This is a genomic window from Superficieibacter sp. HKU1 (assembly GCF_029319185.1).
Classification (GTDB): domain Bacteria; phylum Pseudomonadota; class Gammaproteobacteria; order Enterobacterales; family Enterobacteriaceae; genus Superficieibacter.
Genome location: NZ_CP119754.1, coordinates 4017666 through 4035304, shown reverse-complemented (window position 1 = coordinate 4035304; position 17639 = coordinate 4017666). Strand labels below are relative to the sequence as shown.

Annotated in this window: 17 protein-coding genes, 1 pseudogene and 1 riboswitch; of the genes and pseudogenes, 10 read left to right on the top strand and 8 right to left on the bottom strand. The window is 55.8% G+C overall.

The genetic code is table 11. The annotated features are described in order from the left end of the window. The first annotated feature begins 4 nt into the window (after window positions 1–4). The 3 genes from glnE to glgS all read left to right on the top strand — a co-directional run bounded on the left by glnE (window position 5) and on the right by glgS (window position 5209). Window positions 5–2863 carry a bifunctional [glutamate--ammonia ligase]-adenylyl-L-tyrosine phosphorylase/[glutamate--ammonia-ligase] adenylyltransferase gene (gene glnE / locus P0H77_RS19165; protein WP_276158794.1) on the top strand — a complete coding sequence of 953 codons (2859 nt, stop codon included), beginning with the start codon at window positions 5–7 and terminating at the stop codon, window positions 2861–2863. Window positions 2864–2915: 52 nt separating this feature from the next. Beyond that, the gene (gene hldE, locus P0H77_RS19160) at window positions 2916–4349 is read left to right on the top strand and encodes a bifunctional D-glycero-beta-D-manno-heptose-7-phosphate kinase/D-glycero-beta-D-manno-heptose 1-phosphate adenylyltransferase HldE (protein WP_276158793.1); all 1434 of its coding nucleotides are present in this window, start codon (window positions 2916–2918) and stop codon (window positions 4347–4349) included. A gap of 677 nt (window positions 4350–5026) precedes the next feature. Further along, entirely contained in the window at window positions 5027–5209 is a 183-nt protein-coding gene (gene glgS, locus P0H77_RS19155) for a cell surface composition regulator GlgS (RefSeq protein WP_276158792.1), read from the top strand. 42 nt (window positions 5210–5251) lie between these two features. On the opposite strand, the gene ubiK is transcribed toward glgS, so the two are convergent. Next, complete coding sequence (gene ubiK, locus P0H77_RS19150) at window positions 5252–5554, bottom strand: ubiquinone biosynthesis accessory factor UbiK (RefSeq protein ID WP_276158791.1); 303 nt, start codon at window positions 5552–5554, stop codon at window positions 5252–5254. Between the two features lie 117 nt (window positions 5555–5671). Further along, a riboswitch (FMN riboswitch) is annotated at window positions 5672–5820 on the top strand. Between the two features lie 91 nt (window positions 5821–5911). Between ubiK and ribB the strand changes: the two genes are divergently transcribed. After that, complete coding sequence (ribB, locus tag P0H77_RS19145) at window positions 5912–6565, top strand: 3,4-dihydroxy-2-butanone-4-phosphate synthase (protein ID WP_276158790.1); 654 nt, start codon at window positions 5912–5914, stop codon at window positions 6563–6565. Between the two features lie 128 nt (window positions 6566–6693). Here ribB and zupT read toward each other — a convergent pair whose 3' ends face one another. Beyond that, window positions 6694–7467 carry a zinc transporter ZupT gene (gene zupT / locus P0H77_RS19140; protein WP_176918432.1) on the bottom strand — a complete coding sequence of 258 codons (774 nt, stop codon included), beginning with the start codon at window positions 7465–7467 and terminating at the stop codon, window positions 6694–6696. A 195-nt stretch (window positions 7468–7662) separates the two neighbouring features. On the opposite strand from zupT, the gene ygiD reads away from it, so the two are divergent. Continuing rightward, the gene (ygiD, locus tag P0H77_RS19135) at window positions 7663–8454 is read left to right on the top strand and encodes a 4,5-DOPA dioxygenase extradiol (RefSeq protein ID WP_276158789.1); all 792 of its coding nucleotides are present in this window, start codon (window positions 7663–7665) and stop codon (window positions 8452–8454) included. Between the two features lie 156 nt (window positions 8455–8610). Here the strand turns inward: ygiD and P0H77_RS19130 are convergent, their stop codons facing one another. The 3 genes from P0H77_RS19130 to tolC all read right to left on the bottom strand — a co-directional run bounded on the left by P0H77_RS19130 (window position 8611) and on the right by tolC (window position 12033). After that, on the bottom strand, window positions 8611–9771 hold the full coding sequence (locus P0H77_RS19130; protein WP_276158788.1) for a glutathionylspermidine synthase family protein: 1161 nt from the start codon (window positions 9769–9771) through the stop codon (window positions 8611–8613). A gap of 5 nt (window positions 9772–9776) precedes the next feature. Then, window positions 9777–10448 carry a DUF1190 family protein gene (locus P0H77_RS19125; RefSeq protein ID WP_276158787.1) on the bottom strand — a complete coding sequence of 224 codons (672 nt, stop codon included), beginning with the start codon at window positions 10446–10448 and terminating at the stop codon, window positions 9777–9779. A gap of 142 nt (window positions 10449–10590) precedes the next feature. After that, window positions 10591–12033: an outer membrane channel protein TolC gene (tolC, locus tag P0H77_RS19120; protein ID WP_276158786.1), complete on the bottom strand. Its 1443-nt coding sequence runs from the start codon at window positions 12031–12033 to the stop codon at window positions 10591–10593. Between the two features lie 198 nt (window positions 12034–12231). Here tolC and nudF point away from each other — a divergent pair, with 198 nt between their 5' ends. Genes nudF through parE form a run of 5 tightly spaced genes read left to right on the top strand, consistent with a single transcriptional unit; the run spans window position 12232 to window position 16630 of the window. Next, window positions 12232–12864: an ADP-ribose diphosphatase gene (nudF, locus tag P0H77_RS19115; RefSeq protein WP_276158785.1), complete on the top strand. Its 633-nt coding sequence runs from the start codon at window positions 12232–12234 to the stop codon at window positions 12862–12864. Continuing rightward, a complete protein-coding gene (locus tag P0H77_RS19110; RefSeq protein WP_176918438.1) occupies window positions 12861–13283 on the top strand; it encodes a DUF1249 family protein in 423 nt (140 codons plus the stop codon). The genes nudF and P0H77_RS19110 overlap by 4 nt, the downstream gene beginning before the upstream one ends. Before the next feature lie 24 nt (window positions 13284–13307). Beyond that, window positions 13308–14135: a 3',5'-cyclic-AMP phosphodiesterase gene (gene cpdA, locus P0H77_RS19105; RefSeq protein ID WP_276158784.1), complete on the top strand. Its 828-nt coding sequence runs from the start codon at window positions 13308–13310 to the stop codon at window positions 14133–14135. After that, the gene (gene yqiA / locus P0H77_RS19100; protein WP_276158783.1) at window positions 14135–14710 is read left to right on the top strand and encodes an esterase YqiA; all 576 of its coding nucleotides are present in this window, start codon (window positions 14135–14137) and stop codon (window positions 14708–14710) included. The genes cpdA and yqiA overlap by 1 nt, the downstream gene beginning before the upstream one ends. A gap of 27 nt (window positions 14711–14737) precedes the next feature. Then, on the top strand, window positions 14738–16630 hold the full coding sequence (parE, locus tag P0H77_RS19095) for a DNA topoisomerase IV subunit B (protein WP_276158782.1): 1893 nt from the start codon (window positions 14738–14740) through the stop codon (window positions 16628–16630). Window positions 16631–16820: 190 nt separating this feature from the next. Here the strand turns inward: parE and tatB are convergent. From tatB to hybG, 3 genes and pseudogenes are all read right to left on the bottom strand, one after another. Next, window positions 16821–17102, bottom strand: a pseudogene (tatB, locus tag P0H77_RS19090) (Sec-independent protein translocase protein TatB); the annotation flags it as partial. Window positions 17103–17104: 2 nt separating this feature from the next. After that, window positions 17105–17329: a twin-arginine translocase TatA/TatE family subunit gene (gene tatA, locus P0H77_RS19085; RefSeq protein ID WP_276158781.1), complete on the bottom strand. Its 225-nt coding sequence runs from the start codon at window positions 17327–17329 to the stop codon at window positions 17105–17107. Between the two features lie 59 nt (window positions 17330–17388). Beyond that, the gene (hybG, locus tag P0H77_RS19080; protein WP_276158780.1) at window positions 17389–17637 is read right to left on the bottom strand and encodes a hydrogenase maturation factor HybG; all 249 of its coding nucleotides are present in this window, start codon (window positions 17635–17637) and stop codon (window positions 17389–17391) included. Window positions 17638–17639: the final 2 nt, after the last annotated feature.

Sequence of the window (17639 nt, the reverse complement as noted above, 5' to 3'; positions counted from 1 at the left end):
TTCCATGATGCCGCTTTCTTCAGCGTTACAGCAGCACTGGCAGACGGTGCTTGAGCGCCTGCCGGACGATTTTCCGGTTCAGGCACCCGGTGAACAGGCGCAGTTAGTGCTTACTTTCAGTGATTTTGTTCAGCAAAGCGTAGCGGCGCATCCGGAATGGCTGACCGCGCTGGAAAGTCATCCGCCGCAGGCGGATGAGTGGCGGCATTATGCGCCGTGGTTACAGGACGCGCTGGCGTCGGTAAACGATGAAGCGGCATTGATGCACGCGCTGCGCCTGTTCCGGCGCCGTATTATGGTGCGTATTGCGTGGGCGCAGGCGCTAATGCTGGTGAGCGAGGAGGAAACCCTCCAGCAGCTCAGCGCGCTGGCGGAAACGCTGATTGTCGCCGCCCGCGACTGGCTGTATACGGCCTGCTGCCGGGAGTGGGGAACGCCGTGCAACGCCCGTGGCGAGGCGCAGCCGCTGCTTATTCTCGGCATGGGCAAGCTGGGCGGCGGTGAGCTGAACTTCTCTTCAGACATCGACCTGATTTTTGCCTGGCCGGAGAAGGGAACGACCCAGGGCGGGCGTCGCGAGCTGGATAACGCGCAGTTTTTCACCCGCCTCGGACAGCGGCTGATTAAAGCGCTGGATCAGCCCACCCAGGACGGCTTTGTTTATCGTGTGGACATGCGTCTGCGTCCCTTTGGCGACAGCGGCCCGCTGGTGCTGAGTTTTGCAGCGCTGGAAGATTATTATCAGGAGCAGGGCCGCGACTGGGAGCGCTATGCGATGGTCAAGGCTCGCATTATGGGCGACAACGACGGCGTTTACGCCAGCGAACTGCGCGCCATGCTGCGGCCATTTGTCTTCCGTCGCTATATCGACTTCAGCGTTATTCAGTCTTTACGCAATATGAAGGGCATGATCGCCCGTGAAGTCAGACGGCGCGGCCTGAAAGACAATATCAAACTCGGCGCGGGCGGCATTCGTGAAATTGAGTTTATCGTCCAGGTTTTCCAGTTAATTCGCGGCGGGCGCGAGCCGTCATTGCAGCTGCGTTCGTTACTGCCGACGCTGTCGGCGATTGCGGCATTGCATTTGCTGCCGGAAGAGGATGCCACGGCGTTACGCGAGGCGTACCTGTTTTTACGTCGGCTGGAGAATCTGCTGCAAAGTATTAACGATGAGCAGACCCAGACCCTGCCGGGGGACGATCTCAACCGCGCGCGGCTGGCGTGGGGCATGCGCCTTGCCGACTGGTCCGCGCTGGAAACAGAACTGGCCCGTCATATGCGCCGCGTGCGTCGGGTCTTTAACGAGCTAATCGGCGATGATGATACCGATACTCAGGAAGAACAGCTGTCGGAAAGCTGGCGCGAACTGTGGCAGGATGCGTTGCAGGAAGAGGATGTCACGCCAGTGCTGGCGCATCTCAGCGACGCTGACCGTCAGCGGGTGGTGGCGCTGATCGCTGATTTTCGCAAGGAGCTGGATAAACGGACCATTGGCCCACGCGGTCGGCAGGTGCTGGATCACCTGATGCCGCATCTGCTGGCCGATGTCTGCTCCCGCGACGACGCGCCGATCCCGCTGTCACGGTTAATACCGCTGCTCAGCGGGATCGTCACCCGCACCACCTATCTCGAGCTGCTGAGCGAGTTTCCCGGCGCGCTCAAACATCTGATTACGCTTTGCGCCGCCTCACCGATGGTGGCCAGCCAACTGGCACGTTATCCGCTGCTGCTGGATGAGCTTCTCGATCCGAATACGCTCTATCAGCCGACCGCGACGGATGCTTATCGTGATGAGCTGCGCCAGTATCTGTTGCGGGTGCCGGAAGAGGATGAGGAGCAACAGCTTGAAGCGCTGCGTCAGTTTAAGCAGGCGCAGTTGCTGCGTATTGCCGCGGCGGATATTGCCGGTACGCTGCCAGTGATGAAAGTGAGCGATCACTTAACCTGGCTGGCGGAGGCGATGATTGACGCCGTGGTTCAGCAGGCGTGGACGCAAATGATCGCCCGCTACGGGCAGCCCGCTCATCTTCGCGAGCGTGAAGGTCGTGGGTTTGCCGTTATCGGCTATGGCAAGCTCGGAGGCTGGGAGCTGGGCTACAGTTCCGATCTCGACCTGGTCTTCCTGCATGATTGTCCGATTGACGTTATGACCGACGGTGAACGCGAAATCGACGGCCGTCAGTTCTATCTGCGGCTGGCTCAGCGCATTATGCATCTGTTCAGCACCCGCACTTCCTCCGGCATTCTGTATGAGGTAGATGCGCGTCTGCGGCCTTCCGGCGCGGCAGGCATGCTGGTGACTACCGCCGAAGCCTTTGCTGATTATCAGAAAAACGAGGCGTGGACGTGGGAACACCAGGCGCTGGTCCGTGCCCGCGCGGTGTATGGCGATCCGCAGCTTAACCAGCAGTTTGACGCCATCCGCCGCGAGATTTTAAGCATGCCGCGCGAGGGTGAAAAACTGCAAACCGACGTGCGCGAGATGCGCGAGAAAATGCGCGCCCATCTCGGCAATAAGCACCGTGACCGTTTTGACATCAAAACCGACGCGGGCGGCATCACCGATATTGAATTCATTGCCCAGTACCTGGTGCTGCGCTATGCCCATCAAAAACCGAAGCTGACCCGCTGGTCAGATAACGTGCGCATCCTGGAATTGCTGGCGCAAAACGACATTATGGACGAGCAGGAAGCGCAGGCGCTGACCCGGGCTTACACCACCTTGCGTGATGAGCTGCACCATCTTGCGCTTCAGGAGCAGGCGGGGCATTTGCCGCCGGAGGCCTTTACGGCGGAACGTGCACAGGTCAGCGCCAGCTGGCAGAAGTGGCTGGTGGAACCGTGCACATCAGGGCAGGTGTGATATTATCGCGCGCAACAAAACGTATGACTGATGAATCTCTCAGGAGACAGGAATGAAAGTAACGCTGCCAGAATTTACTCGCGCAGACGTCATGGTGGTCGGTGACGTGATGCTGGATCGCTACTGGTACGGCCCTACCAGCCGTATTTCACCGGAAGCGCCGGTGCCGGTCGTGAAAGTGGATACCATTGAGGAGCGTCCTGGCGGCGCGGCGAACGTGGCAATGAACATTGCCTCGCTGGGGGCAGCGTCACGGCTGGTCGGTCTGACCGGGATCGATGACGCAGCGCGTGCGCTGAGTAAATCACTGGCTGACGTTAACGTGAAGTGCGATTTTGTTTCCGTCCCGACGCATCCGACCATCACCAAACTGCGCGTGCTGTCGCGCAATCAGCAATTAATCCGCCTCGATTTTGAAGAAGGCTTCGCCGGCGTCGATCCGCAGCCGATGCACGATCGCATCCAGCAGGCGCTGAAGCACGTGGGGGCGCTGGTGCTCTCTGATTATGCCAAGGGCGCGTTAGCGAGCGTTCAGCAAATGATCGCCCTGGCACGGCAGGCGAACGTTCCGGTGCTGATTGACCCGAAAGGCACTGAATTTGAGCGCTACCGTGGCGCGACGCTGCTGACGCCGAACCTTTCCGAGTTTGAAGCGGTGGCGGGGAAATGCCAGAGCGAAGAGGAACTGGTTGAACGCGGCATGAAGATTATTGCCGATTTCGACCTCAGCGCCCTGCTGGTCACGCGCTCCGAACAGGGGATGACGCTGCTACAGCCGGGCAAAGCGCCGCTGCATATGCCGACCCAGGCGCAGGAAGTCTACGACGTCACCGGCGCAGGCGACACGGTGATCGGCGTGCTGGCGGCAACGCTGGCGGCGGGAAATACGCTGGAAGAAGCCTGCTACTTCGCCAACGCGGCGGCAGGCGTGGTGGTGGGCAAGCTCGGCACCTCAACGGTTTCTCCCATCGAACTCGAAAACGCGGTGCGCGGCCGTTCGGAAACCGGCTTTGGCGTGATGGACGAAGCGGAGTTACAGGAAGCGGTCGCGGCGGCGCGCAAGCGCGGCGAGAAAGTGGTCATGACCAACGGCGTATTCGATATTCTTCATGCGGGTCACGTCTCTTATCTCGCCAACGCCCGCAAACTGGGCGATCGCCTCATTGTCGCGGTCAACAGCGACGCCTCCACCAAACGGCTGAAGGGCGACTCGCGTCCGGTCAACCCGCTGGAACAGCGGATGATCGTACTCGGCGCGCTGGAAGCGGTAGACTGGGTGGTTTCTTTTGAAGAAGACACGCCGCAACGTCTGATTGCCGGGGTTCTGCCGGATCTGCTGGTGAAAGGCGGCGACTACAAGCCGGAAGATATCGCCGGTAGCAAAGAAGTGTGGGCCAACGGCGGCGAGGTGCTGGTGCTTAACTTCGAAGACGGCTGCTCGACGACCAATATCATTCGCAAGATCCAGAAAGACAGCCACCAGTAGGCGCGATCCCCCGGTGGCGCTACGCTTACCGGGGCTACGGTCTGTAAACACAGTACTGCTAACGCTTCCGGCATATCCATTAAACGCAAAAAACCCGACCTCAGGCCGGGTTTTTTATTTACTGCACATCACAGATTGGTGGCCCGGATATACAGCATGCAGCAAGTACATTTCAACCCGATCAAGATTACTCAATGCCCTACGAATTTCAAGTGTTAATTCACTTTGCAGCCGCTATCAGTCGTGTAAAATTCAATCGTTGAAATCATTGCTGGGCGTAGGGCTTTTAGCCAAAAGTTTTTCCCACTGAAACGGGGGGTGCCGTCAGAGCTCCGGCCCGGAGTGCAGCAAGTACATTTCAACGCTGGCATGGTCTGGTTTGGGAAAATTCTAGGGCTAATCAGGCTGGCTGCATTCCTTATTTAAGGAAGAACGGATGATTGAGCTTTTGACCATCATTAAACTGGTCATCGAAATCATCGTCGCAGTGATGCGACTGATCACTGATAAAAAATAATCGGTGAAACGTAGCTAAGGCGCGATAGTACCTGCTATCGCGCCTTTAACATTTTTAATCGCCCACTTTTTACCCACTCAGATCAATTTTGCTTCACTCTCTCTTACGCCTTCCAGAATTTGACCTACGCTTAAAAAAAATCATGGGAGATGCGGTAAAAATGAACGAACAGGACTTGTACTCGGTACAGAATTTTGACTTTCTGGCGCGGAGTTTTGCCAGGATGCAAAGAGAAGGACGGCAGATTGATATCAGGAAGGTGACCGGCAACATGGATGAGGAACACCGTAGCTGGTTCTGCCAGCGCTACGAGTTTTATCAACGCCAAACGGTATGCGAATAAACAGAATGGCCCGGTATTTACCGGGCCATTTTTATTGGGCGATTATTCCTGCGGATCGACCGGCGGGATCGCCGGAGCCGGTTTCACTTCCGTCGGCACGTTCTGCGAACGGCTCTCCAGCTCGCTCAGACGCTGCTCAAGTAGCGCCAGCTTCTCACGGGTACGCAGGAGTACCTGCGTCTGTACGTCAAACTCTTCACGACTGATCAAATCCAGACGGGTAAGCTGCGACTGAAGCACCTGACGGATTTTCTTCTCTACGTCTTCCCCGAAGTCCCGGATCCCCTTCGGCATCGATTCATGGACCTGGCGGGCGATTTGTTCAATTTTTTTCGGGTCAATCATTTTCGTTTCCTGATCTGATAGGCTCTGCAATTATTGTAGTTTGAGAAAGCCACTCTATAAACAATTGTTTGAAGTGAATGGATTGCCCAAAGTGGTTAACAGCGTTATAGTTGCCGTGCTTATTCTCAGGGCGGGGTGTAATTCCCCACCGGCGGTAATTCGACTCCTGTCGAAAGCCCGCGAGCGCTTCTGGCTTTGCCGGAAGGTCAGCAGATCCGGTGTAATTCCGGGGCCGACGGTTAAAGTCCGGATGGGAGAGAGTAACGATCCAACAGGCCTGGCCTGCGCACGTTATTTTTTTGACTCCTAAGTCTGCCCTGATTCTGGTAACCATAATGTTAATGAGGTTTTTTTACCATGAATCAGACTCTTTTTTCTTCTTTTGGTAATGCGTTTGAGCGTGTAGAACAGGCAGTTGCTGCGCTGCGCGAAGGCCGTGGTGTGATGGTGCTGGACGACGAAAGTCGTGAAAACGAAGGTGATATGATCTTCGCCGCAGAAACCATGACCACCGAACAGATGGCGCTGACCATTCGTCACGGTAGCGGCATTGTTTGCCTGTGCATTACCGAAGATCGTCGTCAGCAGCTTGACCTGCCAATGATGGTCGAAAACAACACCAGCGCCTACGGCACCGGTTTCACCGTCACTATCGAAGCCGCTGAAGGCGTCACCACCGGCGTATCTGCCGCTGACCGCGTTACCACCGTTCGTGCTGCGATTGCCGATAACGCAAAACCCGCCGACCTGAATCGTCCTGGTCATGTGTTCCCGCTGCGCGCGCAGCCGGGCGGCGTGCTGACCCGCGGCGGTCATACCGAAGCGACAATCGATCTGGTGACGTTAGCGGGCTTTAAGCCGACAGGCGTGTTGTGCGAGTTAACCAATGATGATGGTTCAATGGCGCGTGCGCCGGAGTGCATCAAATTTGCCCGCGAGCATAATATGGCGGTGGTCACTATTGAAGATTTGGTGGCATATCGTCGGGAACACGAGCAAAAAGCCAGCTAAGCGCGGCGATCCTGCCCGGTGGCGCTGCGCTTACCGGGCCTGCGTTTTGAGACGTGACAGTTGTAGGCCGGATAAGGCGAAGCCGCCATCCGGCATTACCGGGCACATACTTCCCGGCGATAATACCCTCAGCCGAACCCAATAGTTTGCAGCAGTACCAGACTTAATCCCATTACCGACATCCCGCACAGCACGCCATAACTTGGATTATTATGCGGGTCGATTTCCTTCGCCAGCGGCATCAGTTCATCTACCGACAGCGCCACCATAATCCCCGCTACCGCAGCCATAATCGCCGCCATCACTATTGGTGACATCATGCTGCCAAGGATCAGCCACGCCAGCACCCCGCCGAGAATTTCCGCAAGGCCCGAAATCCCCGCCCAGAAAACGGCTTTCCCTCGCGAGCCTGTCGCCGCGTAAACCGGACCGGCAACCGCCAGGCCTTCCGGAATATTATGCAGCGCGACGGCCAGCGCGATGCCAAAGCCCAGCTCCAGATTATTGCTCGCCGTAACATAGGTGGCGATACCTTCCGGGAAGTTGTGCAGGCTGATACCCAGCGTCAGCAAAATCGCCGTGCGGCGGATTTTACGCGTAGCGGGCAATACAGTCTCCTGCATCAAATCCTGCGGATGAGAGTGGGGAAGAAGGCGGTCCAGACCGTAGTAGCCCAGCAGACCGGCGATAAACATGCCGTAGCCCAGCACCGGGGACATATTTTCAGTTGCCAGAGCCGCAGGCAGCATTTCCATCAGTGAAATCAGCAGCATGATCCCGGCGGCAAAGCCGAGTGAAAATGCCAGTAAGCGGTTGGAAGGCTTCTGGCCCAGTACGCCGAGGATAGCACCGATAAAGGTGGCTGCGCCGGCAAGCACGGTCAGAATTAAAGGTACTGACATTGGCTACTCCTTTTGATAATGATTCTCATTCATAATAGAGGCATCTTCCATAATGTTCGAGAGGGTATGCCCGGCCTTTAATAATCCTTACATTCAAAATTTCTGACGATCATCATCATGGTTATCTGAGTTCATCAGATGTAAAAAGAGCGTAGTGTGATGTTATCAAATTATGCTCTTTGTAAGGATATCATCATGTCCCGTTCCCGTATGCCAGCACTTTTTTTAGGTCATGGTAGCCCGATGAATGTGCTGGAAGACAATCTTTATACACGTACCTGGCAGCAACTGGGTAAAACCTTACCGCGTCCCAAAGCCATCGTGGCGATCTCTGCCCACTGGTTCACGCGCGGTACGGGCGTGACGGCGATGGAAACCCCGAAAACCATTCATGATTTCGGCGGGTTCCCACAGGCATTGTACGATACGCACTATCCGGCACCCGGCTCGCCAGCGCTGGCCGGAAGGCTGGTCGAACTGCTCTCTCCGGTGCCGGTTGCGCTGGATCGAGAAGCGTGGGGTTTCGATCACGGCTCATGGGGCGTGCTGATCAAGATGTACCCTGAGGCGGATATTCCCATGGTGCAGCTCAGCGTGGACAGCACTAAACCTGCAGCCTGGCATCTTGAGACTGGCCGTAAGCTGGCTGCGTTACGTGACGAAGGCATCATGCTGGTCGCCAGCGGCAACGTGGTGCATAACCTGCGTACCGTGCGCTGGCACGGCGACAACACACCGTATCCGTGGGCGACATCGTTTAATGAGTATGTGAAGGCGAATCTGACGTGGAAGGGCGCGGCGGAAGATCATCCGCTGGTCAACTATCTGGATCATGAAGGCGGCGCGTTGTCGAACCCGACGGCGGATCACTTCCTGCCGCTGCTGTATATTCTGGGCGCGTGGGATGGCGAGGAACCAGTGACCCTCCCGGTGGACGGGATTGAGATGGGGAGTTTGAGTATGTTGTCGGTACTGGTGGGTGAGTAAGACAGGTTGCGAGCCAGGAAGGGTTCTCCCGGGTTGCCAGGGCGGCGGCGATTGAGCCGCCCTGGCACGTTCACCGACGCGATAATTCAGTTGATCCTGGGAAATTGAGGTGAACGGAAGGACCACCTTTATCACATGTATCTCCCACCAACGGACTCACTCCACAAAAATATGCGGATAGAACCGTGACAGATCCTGCGTAATCAGCGCGCGATCCTCGCGGATCCCAATCCCCGCAGGCTGGTCATTAATCAGCCAGCTGCCGATCAGCATATAACTGTCCCCAAATTTCGGCAGTGGATAAAACTGCTGGACGATCATCCCCTCTTCGCCATACGGCCCTTCGACTTGTTCGATGGTTTTGCCATTTTCCACAATCGAAACGTTAGCCCCTTCACGTGAAAAAATCGGCTTAACGACGAATTTGTCCAGTGGCGGATGATCGTCTTCCGCAAAGTACGCGGGCAGCAGGTTCGGGTGATCCGGGAACATCTCCCACAGCATTGGCAGCAGCGCTTTATTGGAGATAATGCTTTTCCACGCGGGTTCCAGCCAGCGCACGCCGGCATCTTCCAGCTTGGTGGAAAACATCTCGCGCAGCATATACTCCCACGGATAAAGCTTGAACAAATTCGCAATGACCTGATCCTGCAAATCGCTAAACTGGCCTTTTTCGCCAAGTCCGATGTCTTCGATATACAGAAATTCCGTGGCGACGCCTGCTTCAGCGGCGCAATCCTGGAGATACTGCACCGTGCCGCGATCTTCAACCGTATCGCGACAGCAGGTTAAATGCAGAAGCTGGAAGCCGTGCTGCTCGCGCAGTTCGGCAAAACGTTCAATAATTTTTTCCTGCAGGCTGTTGAACTGGTCGCTCCCCTGCGGCAGATTGCCTGCCTTCAGCTGATCCTCCAGCCACAGCCACTGGAAAAACGCCGCTTCGTACAACGACGTCGGTGTATCGGCATTATTCTCCAGCAGTTTGGGTTCGCCAGTGCCGTCCCACGCCAGGTCGAGGCGCGAGTAGAGCGATGGCTGATGGGTTTGCCACGACTGGCGGACAAAGCTCCACGTATGCTTTGGAATGCGGAATTTGGTCATCAGCGCATCGCTGGCGATGACCTTATCGACCACTTTCAGGCACAGCTGATGGAGTTCTGCCGTCACCTCTTCCAGCTTGTCGACCTGTGCCAGAGTAAGTTTATAGTAGGCGTCTTCACACCAGTACGGTTCGCCGTACATGGTGTGAAAGTTAAATCCGTATTCGGTGGCTTTTTCTCGCCAGTCCGGGCGTTCGGTGATACTGATCCTTTCCATGGCGATCAGCCGCCCATCGAGCGGGAAGAACTACCCGATGCGCTACTACGCTGCATCGCGGACTGCTTCGCCACCGACTCACCAAAGCCGCCGCGGGTAATGGTGGAGGTGGTCGCCGGTTTCGGGGCCATCGCGGTTTTCGGTACGTTCATGGTACGACCCGGCTGGGCTGCACCGTAATTTTTACCGCTGGCATCGGTGTACTGACCGTAGGCCGGGCTGGCCGGGTTACGCGAGCTAAACAGCGGCTGCTGGGCAAAACCGGCACCGCCGCCCATCAGGCGGCCCATCATATAACCTGCCATCAGCGGCATCCAGAAACCGCCGCTGGACTGGGCCTGCGCCTGGTTTTCCGGTGCCATTCCCGCCTGCGCTGGCGCCTGCTGACACTGGCCTTCGCCAAATTCAGCAACGCAGTCTTCGCGCGTGGCGTATTTCGGCGCGGTCCGTTCGGCTTCTTTCAGCGCGTTGTTATAGGCGGTGGTACATTCTGCGCTCTTGCCGGGATTAGCCGAAGAGCAGTCGTCGGCATTGAGATAAGTCGATACCGTTTCGTCACTTTTCTCGCAGCCAGCGAGCATAAACACGGCGCCTACCGCAAAGGCAACAGGGGTAAGATGGCGCGCGCTCCAGCTTTTGCGGAACGTGGCATGATTAATTGTTTTTGTCCGTTTCATAATTGTCTTCCAGACCCAGAGGTAGTGCGGGATGAATACTGCTCAGGATAGAGGATGGGGGGTCGAAAATGAAGCGAGAAGGGGATCTTTACGTTGCCTTACGTTCAGGCGGGGACTGGTGTCCCCGCCTGTCGGGAATCGCTTAACGGCGAGCAGAAGCGGGTTGCACTGCCGTGCCAGAATAGCCGTCCGCGCTGGCTGCCTGAGAGGCGTCTTCCGGTGCCACGCTTTCCGGCGTGGTAGGAACGGTTTTACCCAGAGCGCTGTTCAGCGAGATCAGATCCTGTTCATTCAGCGTGCCGAGGGCATTCTTCACATTGAGCAGGTTAATCAGGTAGTTATAACGCGCGCTGGAAAGCTGCTGCTTGGCGTTATACAGCGTGGTGGTGGCGTCCAGTACATCGACGATAGTACGCGTACCAACGGAATAACCGGCTTCTGACGCATCCAGAGAGCTTTGCGCGGAGACAACCGCCTGCTTATACGCATTAATACTACTGATTGAGGCATTAATGTTGTTATAAGAGGAACGCACGTTCTGCACCACGCTGCGGTGCGCGCTTTCCAGCTGTTCGCTGGAGCCGACGAAGTTGTACTGCGCCTGTTTCACCTGCGAATTCACCATTCCGCCCTGATAGAGCGGCAGCGAGAAGCTCAGGCCCACCTGGTTCTGACCCGCGTTATTGTCGTCATACTGCGCGCCGTTCGCACCACGGGTTTTGGAACCGCTATACGAGGTATCAGAAACGCCCGTTGAGGCGGTTAAATCCAGCGTTGGCAGATGGCCGTCCTGCGCCTGGCGAATCTGCTCGCGAGCCAGATCCTGATTCAGACGTGCCTGAAGCAGCGTCAGGTTGCGTTTTTCCGCTTCTTTCAGCAGATTATTGACTGCTTCAGGCCGGGTGGTTTTGAAGTTATCCACATTCAGAGAGGCCAGTTCAGGGTAGTAGTTACCGGTGACCTGGCGCAGCGATTCTACGGCGTTATCGAGATTGTTACGCGCAGTCACTTCATTCGCCAGCACGGTATCGTACTGTGAACGGGCGTTCTGCACGTCGGTAATCGCCACCAGCCCGACGTTAAAACGCTGGGTAGTCTGGTCTAACTGGCGATAGATAGCCTGTTTCTGTGCTTCAGTATAGGAAAGTGCATCAATGGCGCTTAATACGTTAAAATAGGCGGTGGCGGTGTTCAGGATCAGCGTTTGCTGATCGGCCTGCCAGGTCACATCCTGAATACCGGCTGATTTTTCCTGCAGCGTCAGGGCGCGCCATTTCGACATATCAAAAATAGTCTGCGTTAATTGCAGAGAGGCGCTTTTAGATGTGGTATCGAGGCCATTAGTGTCGCGAAAACCATTGCTGTAGTTATAATCTGCACCCAGACCAAGCTGAGGCAGCAAAGGGCTACGCGCTTCGTTGATTTTTTCGAATGCCGCATCGCGATCGGCTGCTGATTTACGCAGGTCCGGGTTGCTTAAACGCGCCTGCTGATAAACCTGCAACAGGTTTTCTGCCTGGCTCACTGCGCTGAAGCCGGTCAGGCTCAGGCCGATAAGGATGGGGAGCAATTTCTTCATTTGCATTCCTTGTTGAGAAGCATTTTTAGCGCTAAACAAATTCAAAAAATAATCGCCGATTGTAGCAGAATCTGCCAGTCTCAAAGGTTGGCGTTATGTGCCATCCGACATTAATGGGCACCAATCTACCATAGAGTTTGTGAAACCGTAGTTAAACTGGCGAGAAATCCATAATTTCATCACTATTGTCACCCGGAGATAATCATGACCAGACAAAATGGACTGGCGGTAACGTACACAAAAAATGATATAGAAATTATTGCACGCGAAACACTGTATAGCGGTTTTTTTTCGCTCGATTTATACCGCTTTCGCCATCGTCTGTTTAACGGGGAAATGAGCGGTGAAGTGCGGCGCGAAATTTTTGAGCGCGGCCATGCTGCCGTCTTGCTACCCTTTGACCCGGTGCGCGACGAAGTGGTATTGGTGGAGCAAATCCGTATCGCCGCCTACGATACCAGCGAAAGCCCATGGTTATTAGAACTGGTCGCCGGAATGATTGAAGAAGGCGAGAGCGTCGAGCAGGTCGCCCGTCGCGAAGCGGAAGAAGAAGCTGGCCTTAATGTTGGCCGGGTGAAAAAATTTATGAGCTATCTGGCAAGTCCGGGTGGCACCAGTGAACGCCTCTCCTTAATGGTGGGGGAAGTGGACGCCACGACCGCGGAAGGGATTCACGGTCTGGCTGATGAAAACGAAGACATTCGGGTTCATGTGGTAAGTCGGGAGCAGGCTTACCAGTGGGTTGAAGAGGGGAAAATCGACAACGCGGCCTCAGTCATCGCGCTGCAATGGCTACAGCTACATTATCAAGAGTTAATGAATGAGTGGAAAAAATGAAGCGTTATACACCTGACTTTCCCGAAATGATGCGTCTGTGCGAAACCAATTTCGCCCAGCTCCGCCGCCTGCTGCCGCGTAACGATGCGCCGGGCGAGACCGCAAGTTATCAGGTGGCCAACGCGCAGTACCGGTTAACCATACAAGAATCTACCCGCTACACTACGCTGGTGGAGATCGAACAAACCGCGCCCGCCGTCAGTTACTGGAGCCTGCCATCCATGTCGGTTCGCCTGTATCATGACGCTATGGTCGCGGAAGTGTGTTCAACTCAGCAGATCTTTCGCTTCAAAGCGCGGTATGATTATCCGAATAAAAAGTTGCATCAACGCGACGAAAAGCATCAAATTAATCAGTTTTTAGCCGACTGGCTACGATATTGTTTAGCACATGGAGCGATGGCGATTCCGGTTTTATAGCGTCGTTAAACCTAAGGACACCATTTGGAAAGCCTGTTAACGCTTCCTTTGGCTGGTGGGGCCAAAGTGAAGATACTGCAAATCACTGATACTCACCTGTTTGCCCAAAAACACGAGACGCTGCTGGGTGTGAATACCTGGGAAAGCTATCAGGCGGTACTGGCCGCCATTCATGCTGAACAGCGTGAATGCGATCTCATCGTGGCGACAGGGGATTTAGTTCAGGATCAGTCTGCAGCGGCCTATCAGCATTTCGCTGAGGGTATCGCTGGCTTTGCTGCACCCTGCGTCTGGCTGCCGGGAAATCATGACTTTCAGCCAGCCATGTACAGCGCGCTTCAGGAAGCAGGGATTTCCCCGGCAAAGCGGGTGTGGGTGGGCGACCACTGGCAAATCCTGCTGCTGGACAGCCAGGTGTTCGGCGTGCCGCACGGCGAACTGAGCGAATTTCAGCTTGAGTGGCTGGAACGTAAGCTGGCGGAATCCACCGATCGGCATACGCTGTTGTTACTTCACCATCATCCGCTCCCGGCAGGATGCGGCTGGCTCGATCAGCACAGCCTGCGCAACGCACAGGAGCTGGATAACGTGCTGGCGCGCTTTCCGCGCGTGAAGCACATGCTGTGCGGGCACATTCATCAGGAGCTGGATCTCGACTGGAACGGTCGCCGGATGATGGCAACACCGTCTACCTGCGTTCAGTTTAAGCCACACTGCGCCAATTTTACCCTGGACACCATCTCTCCCGGCTGGCGCTGGCTGGAGTTGCACGACGATGGCTCTCTGGTAACGGAAGTCTGCCGTTTACAGAGTACGCAATTTAGCCCGGATACCGCCTCAGAAGGATATTGATGTCTACGCTTCTGTATCTGCACGGTTTTAACAGCTCGCCGCGATCGGCGAAGGCTACCGCGTTGCGGGAATGGCTGACGTTACACTATCCTGAGATCCAGATGGTGACGCCGCAACTGCCCGTTTTCCCGGCGCAGGCAGCGGAACTGCTGGAGTCGCTGGTGCTGGAGCTGGGGGGCCAACCGCTGGGTATCGTCGGCTCGTCACTTGGCGGCTATTATGCCACCTGGCTGTCACAGTGCTTTATGTTACCGGCAGTGGTCGTCAATCCGGCCGTGCGTCCTTTTGAGCTGCTGGCGGATTACCTTGGGCATAACGAGAATCCCTACACAGGCCAGCAATATGTGCTAGAGTCTCGCCATATTTACGATCTCAAAGTGATGCAAATCGACCCGCTGGAAGCGCCGGATCTTATCTGGCTGCTGCAACAGACCGGAGACGAGGTGCTTGATTACCGCCAGGCGGTGGACTATTTTGACGCCTGCCGCCAGACCGTCGAAGAGGGCGGCAATCACGCATTTGTTGGCTTTGACGATCATTTCTCACAGATTATCGATTTTCTGGGCCTGCGCTAAGCAGCCAGAACGACCTACGAAAACACCATGACGCAATCATATAACGCTGATGCCATTGAGGTACTCACCGGGCTTGAGCCGGTTCGCCGCCGCCCGGGAATGTATACTGACACGACTCGCCCTAACCACCTGGGTCAGGAAGTCATTGATAACAGTGTGGATGAAGCACTGGCAGGCCACGCAAAGCGCGTGGACGTCATTTTGCACGCCGATCAATCGCTGGAAGTCATTGACGATGGCCGCGGGATGCCCGTAGACATTCACCCGGAAGAGGGCGTGCCGGCGGTTGAACTGATCCTCTGCCGTTTGCATGCGGGCGGCAAGTTCTCTAACAAAAACTACCAGTTCTCCGGTGGTCTTCACGGAGTGGGCATTTCCGTTGTCAACGCCCTGTCAAAGCGCGTGGAAGTGACAGTCCGTCGTGACGGCCAGGTTTACCGTATCGCGTTCGAAAACGGCGAAAAGGTGGAAGACTTAAAGGTGGTCGGTACCTGTGGAAAACGCAATACCGGCACCAGCGTCCACTTCTGGCCGGACGAAAGCTTTTTCGACAGTCCACGCTTCTCCGTTTCGCGCATGTCGCACCTGCTGAAAGCAAAAGCAGTGCTGTGCCCCGGCGTGGAAATCACGTTTAAAGACAACGTCAACAACACCGAGCAGCGCTGGTGCTATGAAGATGGCCTCAATGATTATCTGTGCGAAGCGGTAAACGGTCTGCCGGTGCTGCCGGAAAAACCGTTTGTTGGCAATCTGGCGGGCGATACCGAAGCCGTTGAGTGGGCGCTGCTGTGGCTGCCGGAAGGCGGTGAGCTGCTGACCGAGAGCTACGTTAACCTGATCCCGACCATGCAGGGCGGCACTCACGTTAACGGCCTGCGTCAGGGGCTGCTGGACGCAATGCGCGAATTCTGCGAATACCGCAATATTCTGCCTCGCGGGGTGAAGCTTTCCGCAGAAGATATCTGGGACCGTTGCGCCTACGTGCTGTCGGTCAAAATGCAGGACCCGCAGTTCGCCGGGCAGACGAAAGAACGCCTTTCGTCGCGTCAGTGCGCGGCGTTTGTCTCTGGCGTAGTGAAAGACGCCTTCAGCCTGTGGCTGAACCAGAACGTGCAGGCCGCAGAGATGCTGGCCGAAATGGCGATTTCCAGCGCCCAGCGTCGCCTGCGTGCGGCGAAAAAAGTGGTGCGTAAGAAACTGACCAGCGGTCCGGCGCTGCCGGGCAAACTGGCGGACTGTACCGCGCAGGATCTCAACCGCACCGAGCTGTTCCTGGTGGAAGGGGATTCGGCAGGCGGCTCCGCCAAGCAGGCGCGCGACCGTGAGTATCAGGCGATCATGCCGCTGAAAGGCAAGATCCTTAACACCTGGGAAGTGTCTTCCGATGAAGTGCTGGCCTCGCAGGAAGTGCATGATATTTCGGTGGCCATCGGTATCGATCCTGACAGTGAAGATCTCAGCCAGCTGCGCTACGGCAAAATCTGCATTCTTGCGGATGCGGACTCCGACGGTCTGCATATCGCCACGCTGCTGTGCGCGCTGTTTGTGAAGCACTTCCGCACCCTGGTGAAACACGGCCACGTGTACGTTGCGCTGCCGCCGCTGTACCGTATCGATCTCGGTAAAGAGGTGTACTACGCGCTGACGGAAGAGGAAAAAACCGGCGTACTGGAGCAGCTTAAACGTAAGAAGGGCAAACCTAATGTGCAGCGCTTTAAAGGGCTGGGCGAGATGAACCCGATGCAGCTGCGTGAAACGACGCTCGATCCGAACACCCGCCGTCTGGTACAGCTGACCATCAGTGATGAAGACGATCAGCGCACCAACGCGATGATGGATATGCTGCTCGCCAAAAAACGCTCTGAAGACCGCCGTAACTGGTTGCAGGAGAAGGGCGACCTGGCGGAGATCGACGGGTAACGCGCTTTATTTGCTATGCTACACACCTGTTGCCGGGCGTCGCCCCGCCCGGCTCACAAAATGTAATAATATCAACCAATTATTCGTAATTCACAGGCCGGAACCAGCGAAGCGCCGCCAGGCATTACTCCTTCGGCGCTGGCTGGATTTTGCCTATTGTTGGCGCAGGGATGACGTCAAGTTCAACGGGACGTCTCAGCGCGTCCGTCGCCTGGCGTAGCGCCTCAAGCGAGGTTTTAAGTTCTGGCGTCAGGCTTTCCGCGCTCAGCGATTCCAGCTGTTTCAGCTTGTCCTCCAGTTCCAGCACCTTCAGTTCCTGAGTCAGTTCGTTTTGTAACGACTGTCCCAGCGAGCGGATGGTGGCGATCCATGAAATCACTGTCCTGGCGACGACCGGCAGACGTGTCGGACCAAGGACAATAAGTCCGATAACAAAAACCAGCAGCAGTTCGCCGAAGCCAAAGCCAAACATGGTTATGCCTGTTCCGATTTGCCAGCGGTGTCTTTCAGATCCCCGGCTTTCTGGTCATTGAGAAAGTCAGCATCCTGAGACGCGTTATCGCTGTCGCCCATTGCTTTCTTAAACCCTTTTAGCGCGCTTCCAAGGTCGGAACCCAGAGAGCCAAGCTTTTTGGTGCCGAAAACCAGTGCAACCAGCACGACAATCACTAATAATTTGGTAACGCTAATTTCGCCCATAATGGAACCTTATTGTCAGAAAAAAATGCCGCGCCATGGCGGCCGTGTCGCGCTGAAAATCAGGGGATCACTGCTTCCCCGGTGATGTTTTTCAGCATCTCCAGAATGTTGCTGGCTTCCTGTTCGTCAATGATGCTCATCGCAAAGCCGACGTGAACCAGTACCCAACAGCCCATCAGTTCCTGTGGTGAATTTTCGCAAATCAGAGAGATATTTATTTGTCTTCTGATGGCGTTAATTTCCACCCACGCCGGTTCGTGGATGGAGTCACCTGCCGCCACTATTTTCCCCGGTACGCCAATGCACATTG

Excerpts from the sequence above, each read along its gene's own strand:
- glnE (WP_276158794.1), top strand. The coding sequence starts at position 5 with ATGATGCCGCTTTCTTCAGCGTTACAGCAGCACTGGCAGACGGTGCTT.
- hldE (WP_276158793.1), top strand. The coding sequence starts at position 2,916 with ATGAAAGTAACGCTGCCAGAATTTACTCGCGCAGACGTCATGGTGGTC.
- glgS (WP_276158792.1), top strand. The coding sequence starts at position 5,027 with ATGAACGAACAGGACTTGTACTCGGTACAGAATTTTGACTTTCTGGCG.
- ubiK (WP_276158791.1), bottom strand. The coding sequence starts at position 5,554 with ATGATTGACCCGAAAAAAATTGAACAAATCGCCCGCCAGGTCCATGAA.
- ribB (WP_276158790.1), top strand. The coding sequence starts at position 5,912 with ATGAATCAGACTCTTTTTTCTTCTTTTGGTAATGCGTTTGAGCGTGTA.
- zupT (WP_176918432.1), bottom strand. The coding sequence starts at position 7,467 with ATGTCAGTACCTTTAATTCTGACCGTGCTTGCCGGCGCAGCCACCTTT.
- ygiD (WP_276158789.1), top strand. The coding sequence starts at position 7,663 with ATGTCCCGTTCCCGTATGCCAGCACTTTTTTTAGGTCATGGTAGCCCG.
- P0H77_RS19130 (WP_276158788.1), bottom strand. The coding sequence starts at position 9,771 with ATGGAAAGGATCAGTATCACCGAACGCCCGGACTGGCGAGAAAAAGCC.
- P0H77_RS19125 (WP_276158787.1), bottom strand. The coding sequence starts at position 10,448 with ATGAAACGGACAAAAACAATTAATCATGCCACGTTCCGCAAAAGCTGG.
- tolC (WP_276158786.1), bottom strand. The coding sequence starts at position 12,033 with ATGCAAATGAAGAAATTGCTCCCCATCCTTATCGGCCTGAGCCTGACC.
- nudF (WP_276158785.1), top strand. The coding sequence starts at position 12,232 with ATGACCAGACAAAATGGACTGGCGGTAACGTACACAAAAAATGATATA.
- P0H77_RS19110 (WP_176918438.1), top strand. The coding sequence starts at position 12,861 with ATGAAGCGTTATACACCTGACTTTCCCGAAATGATGCGTCTGTGCGAA.
- yqiA (WP_276158783.1), top strand. The coding sequence starts at position 14,135 with ATGTCTACGCTTCTGTATCTGCACGGTTTTAACAGCTCGCCGCGATCG.
- parE (WP_276158782.1), top strand. The coding sequence starts at position 14,738 with ATGACGCAATCATATAACGCTGATGCCATTGAGGTACTCACCGGGCTT.
- tatA (WP_276158781.1), bottom strand. The coding sequence starts at position 17,329 with ATGGGCGAAATTAGCGTTACCAAATTATTAGTGATTGTCGTGCTGGTT.
- hybG (WP_276158780.1), bottom strand. The coding sequence starts at position 17,637 with ATGTGCATTGGCGTACCGGGGAAAATAGTGGCGGCAGGTGACTCCATC.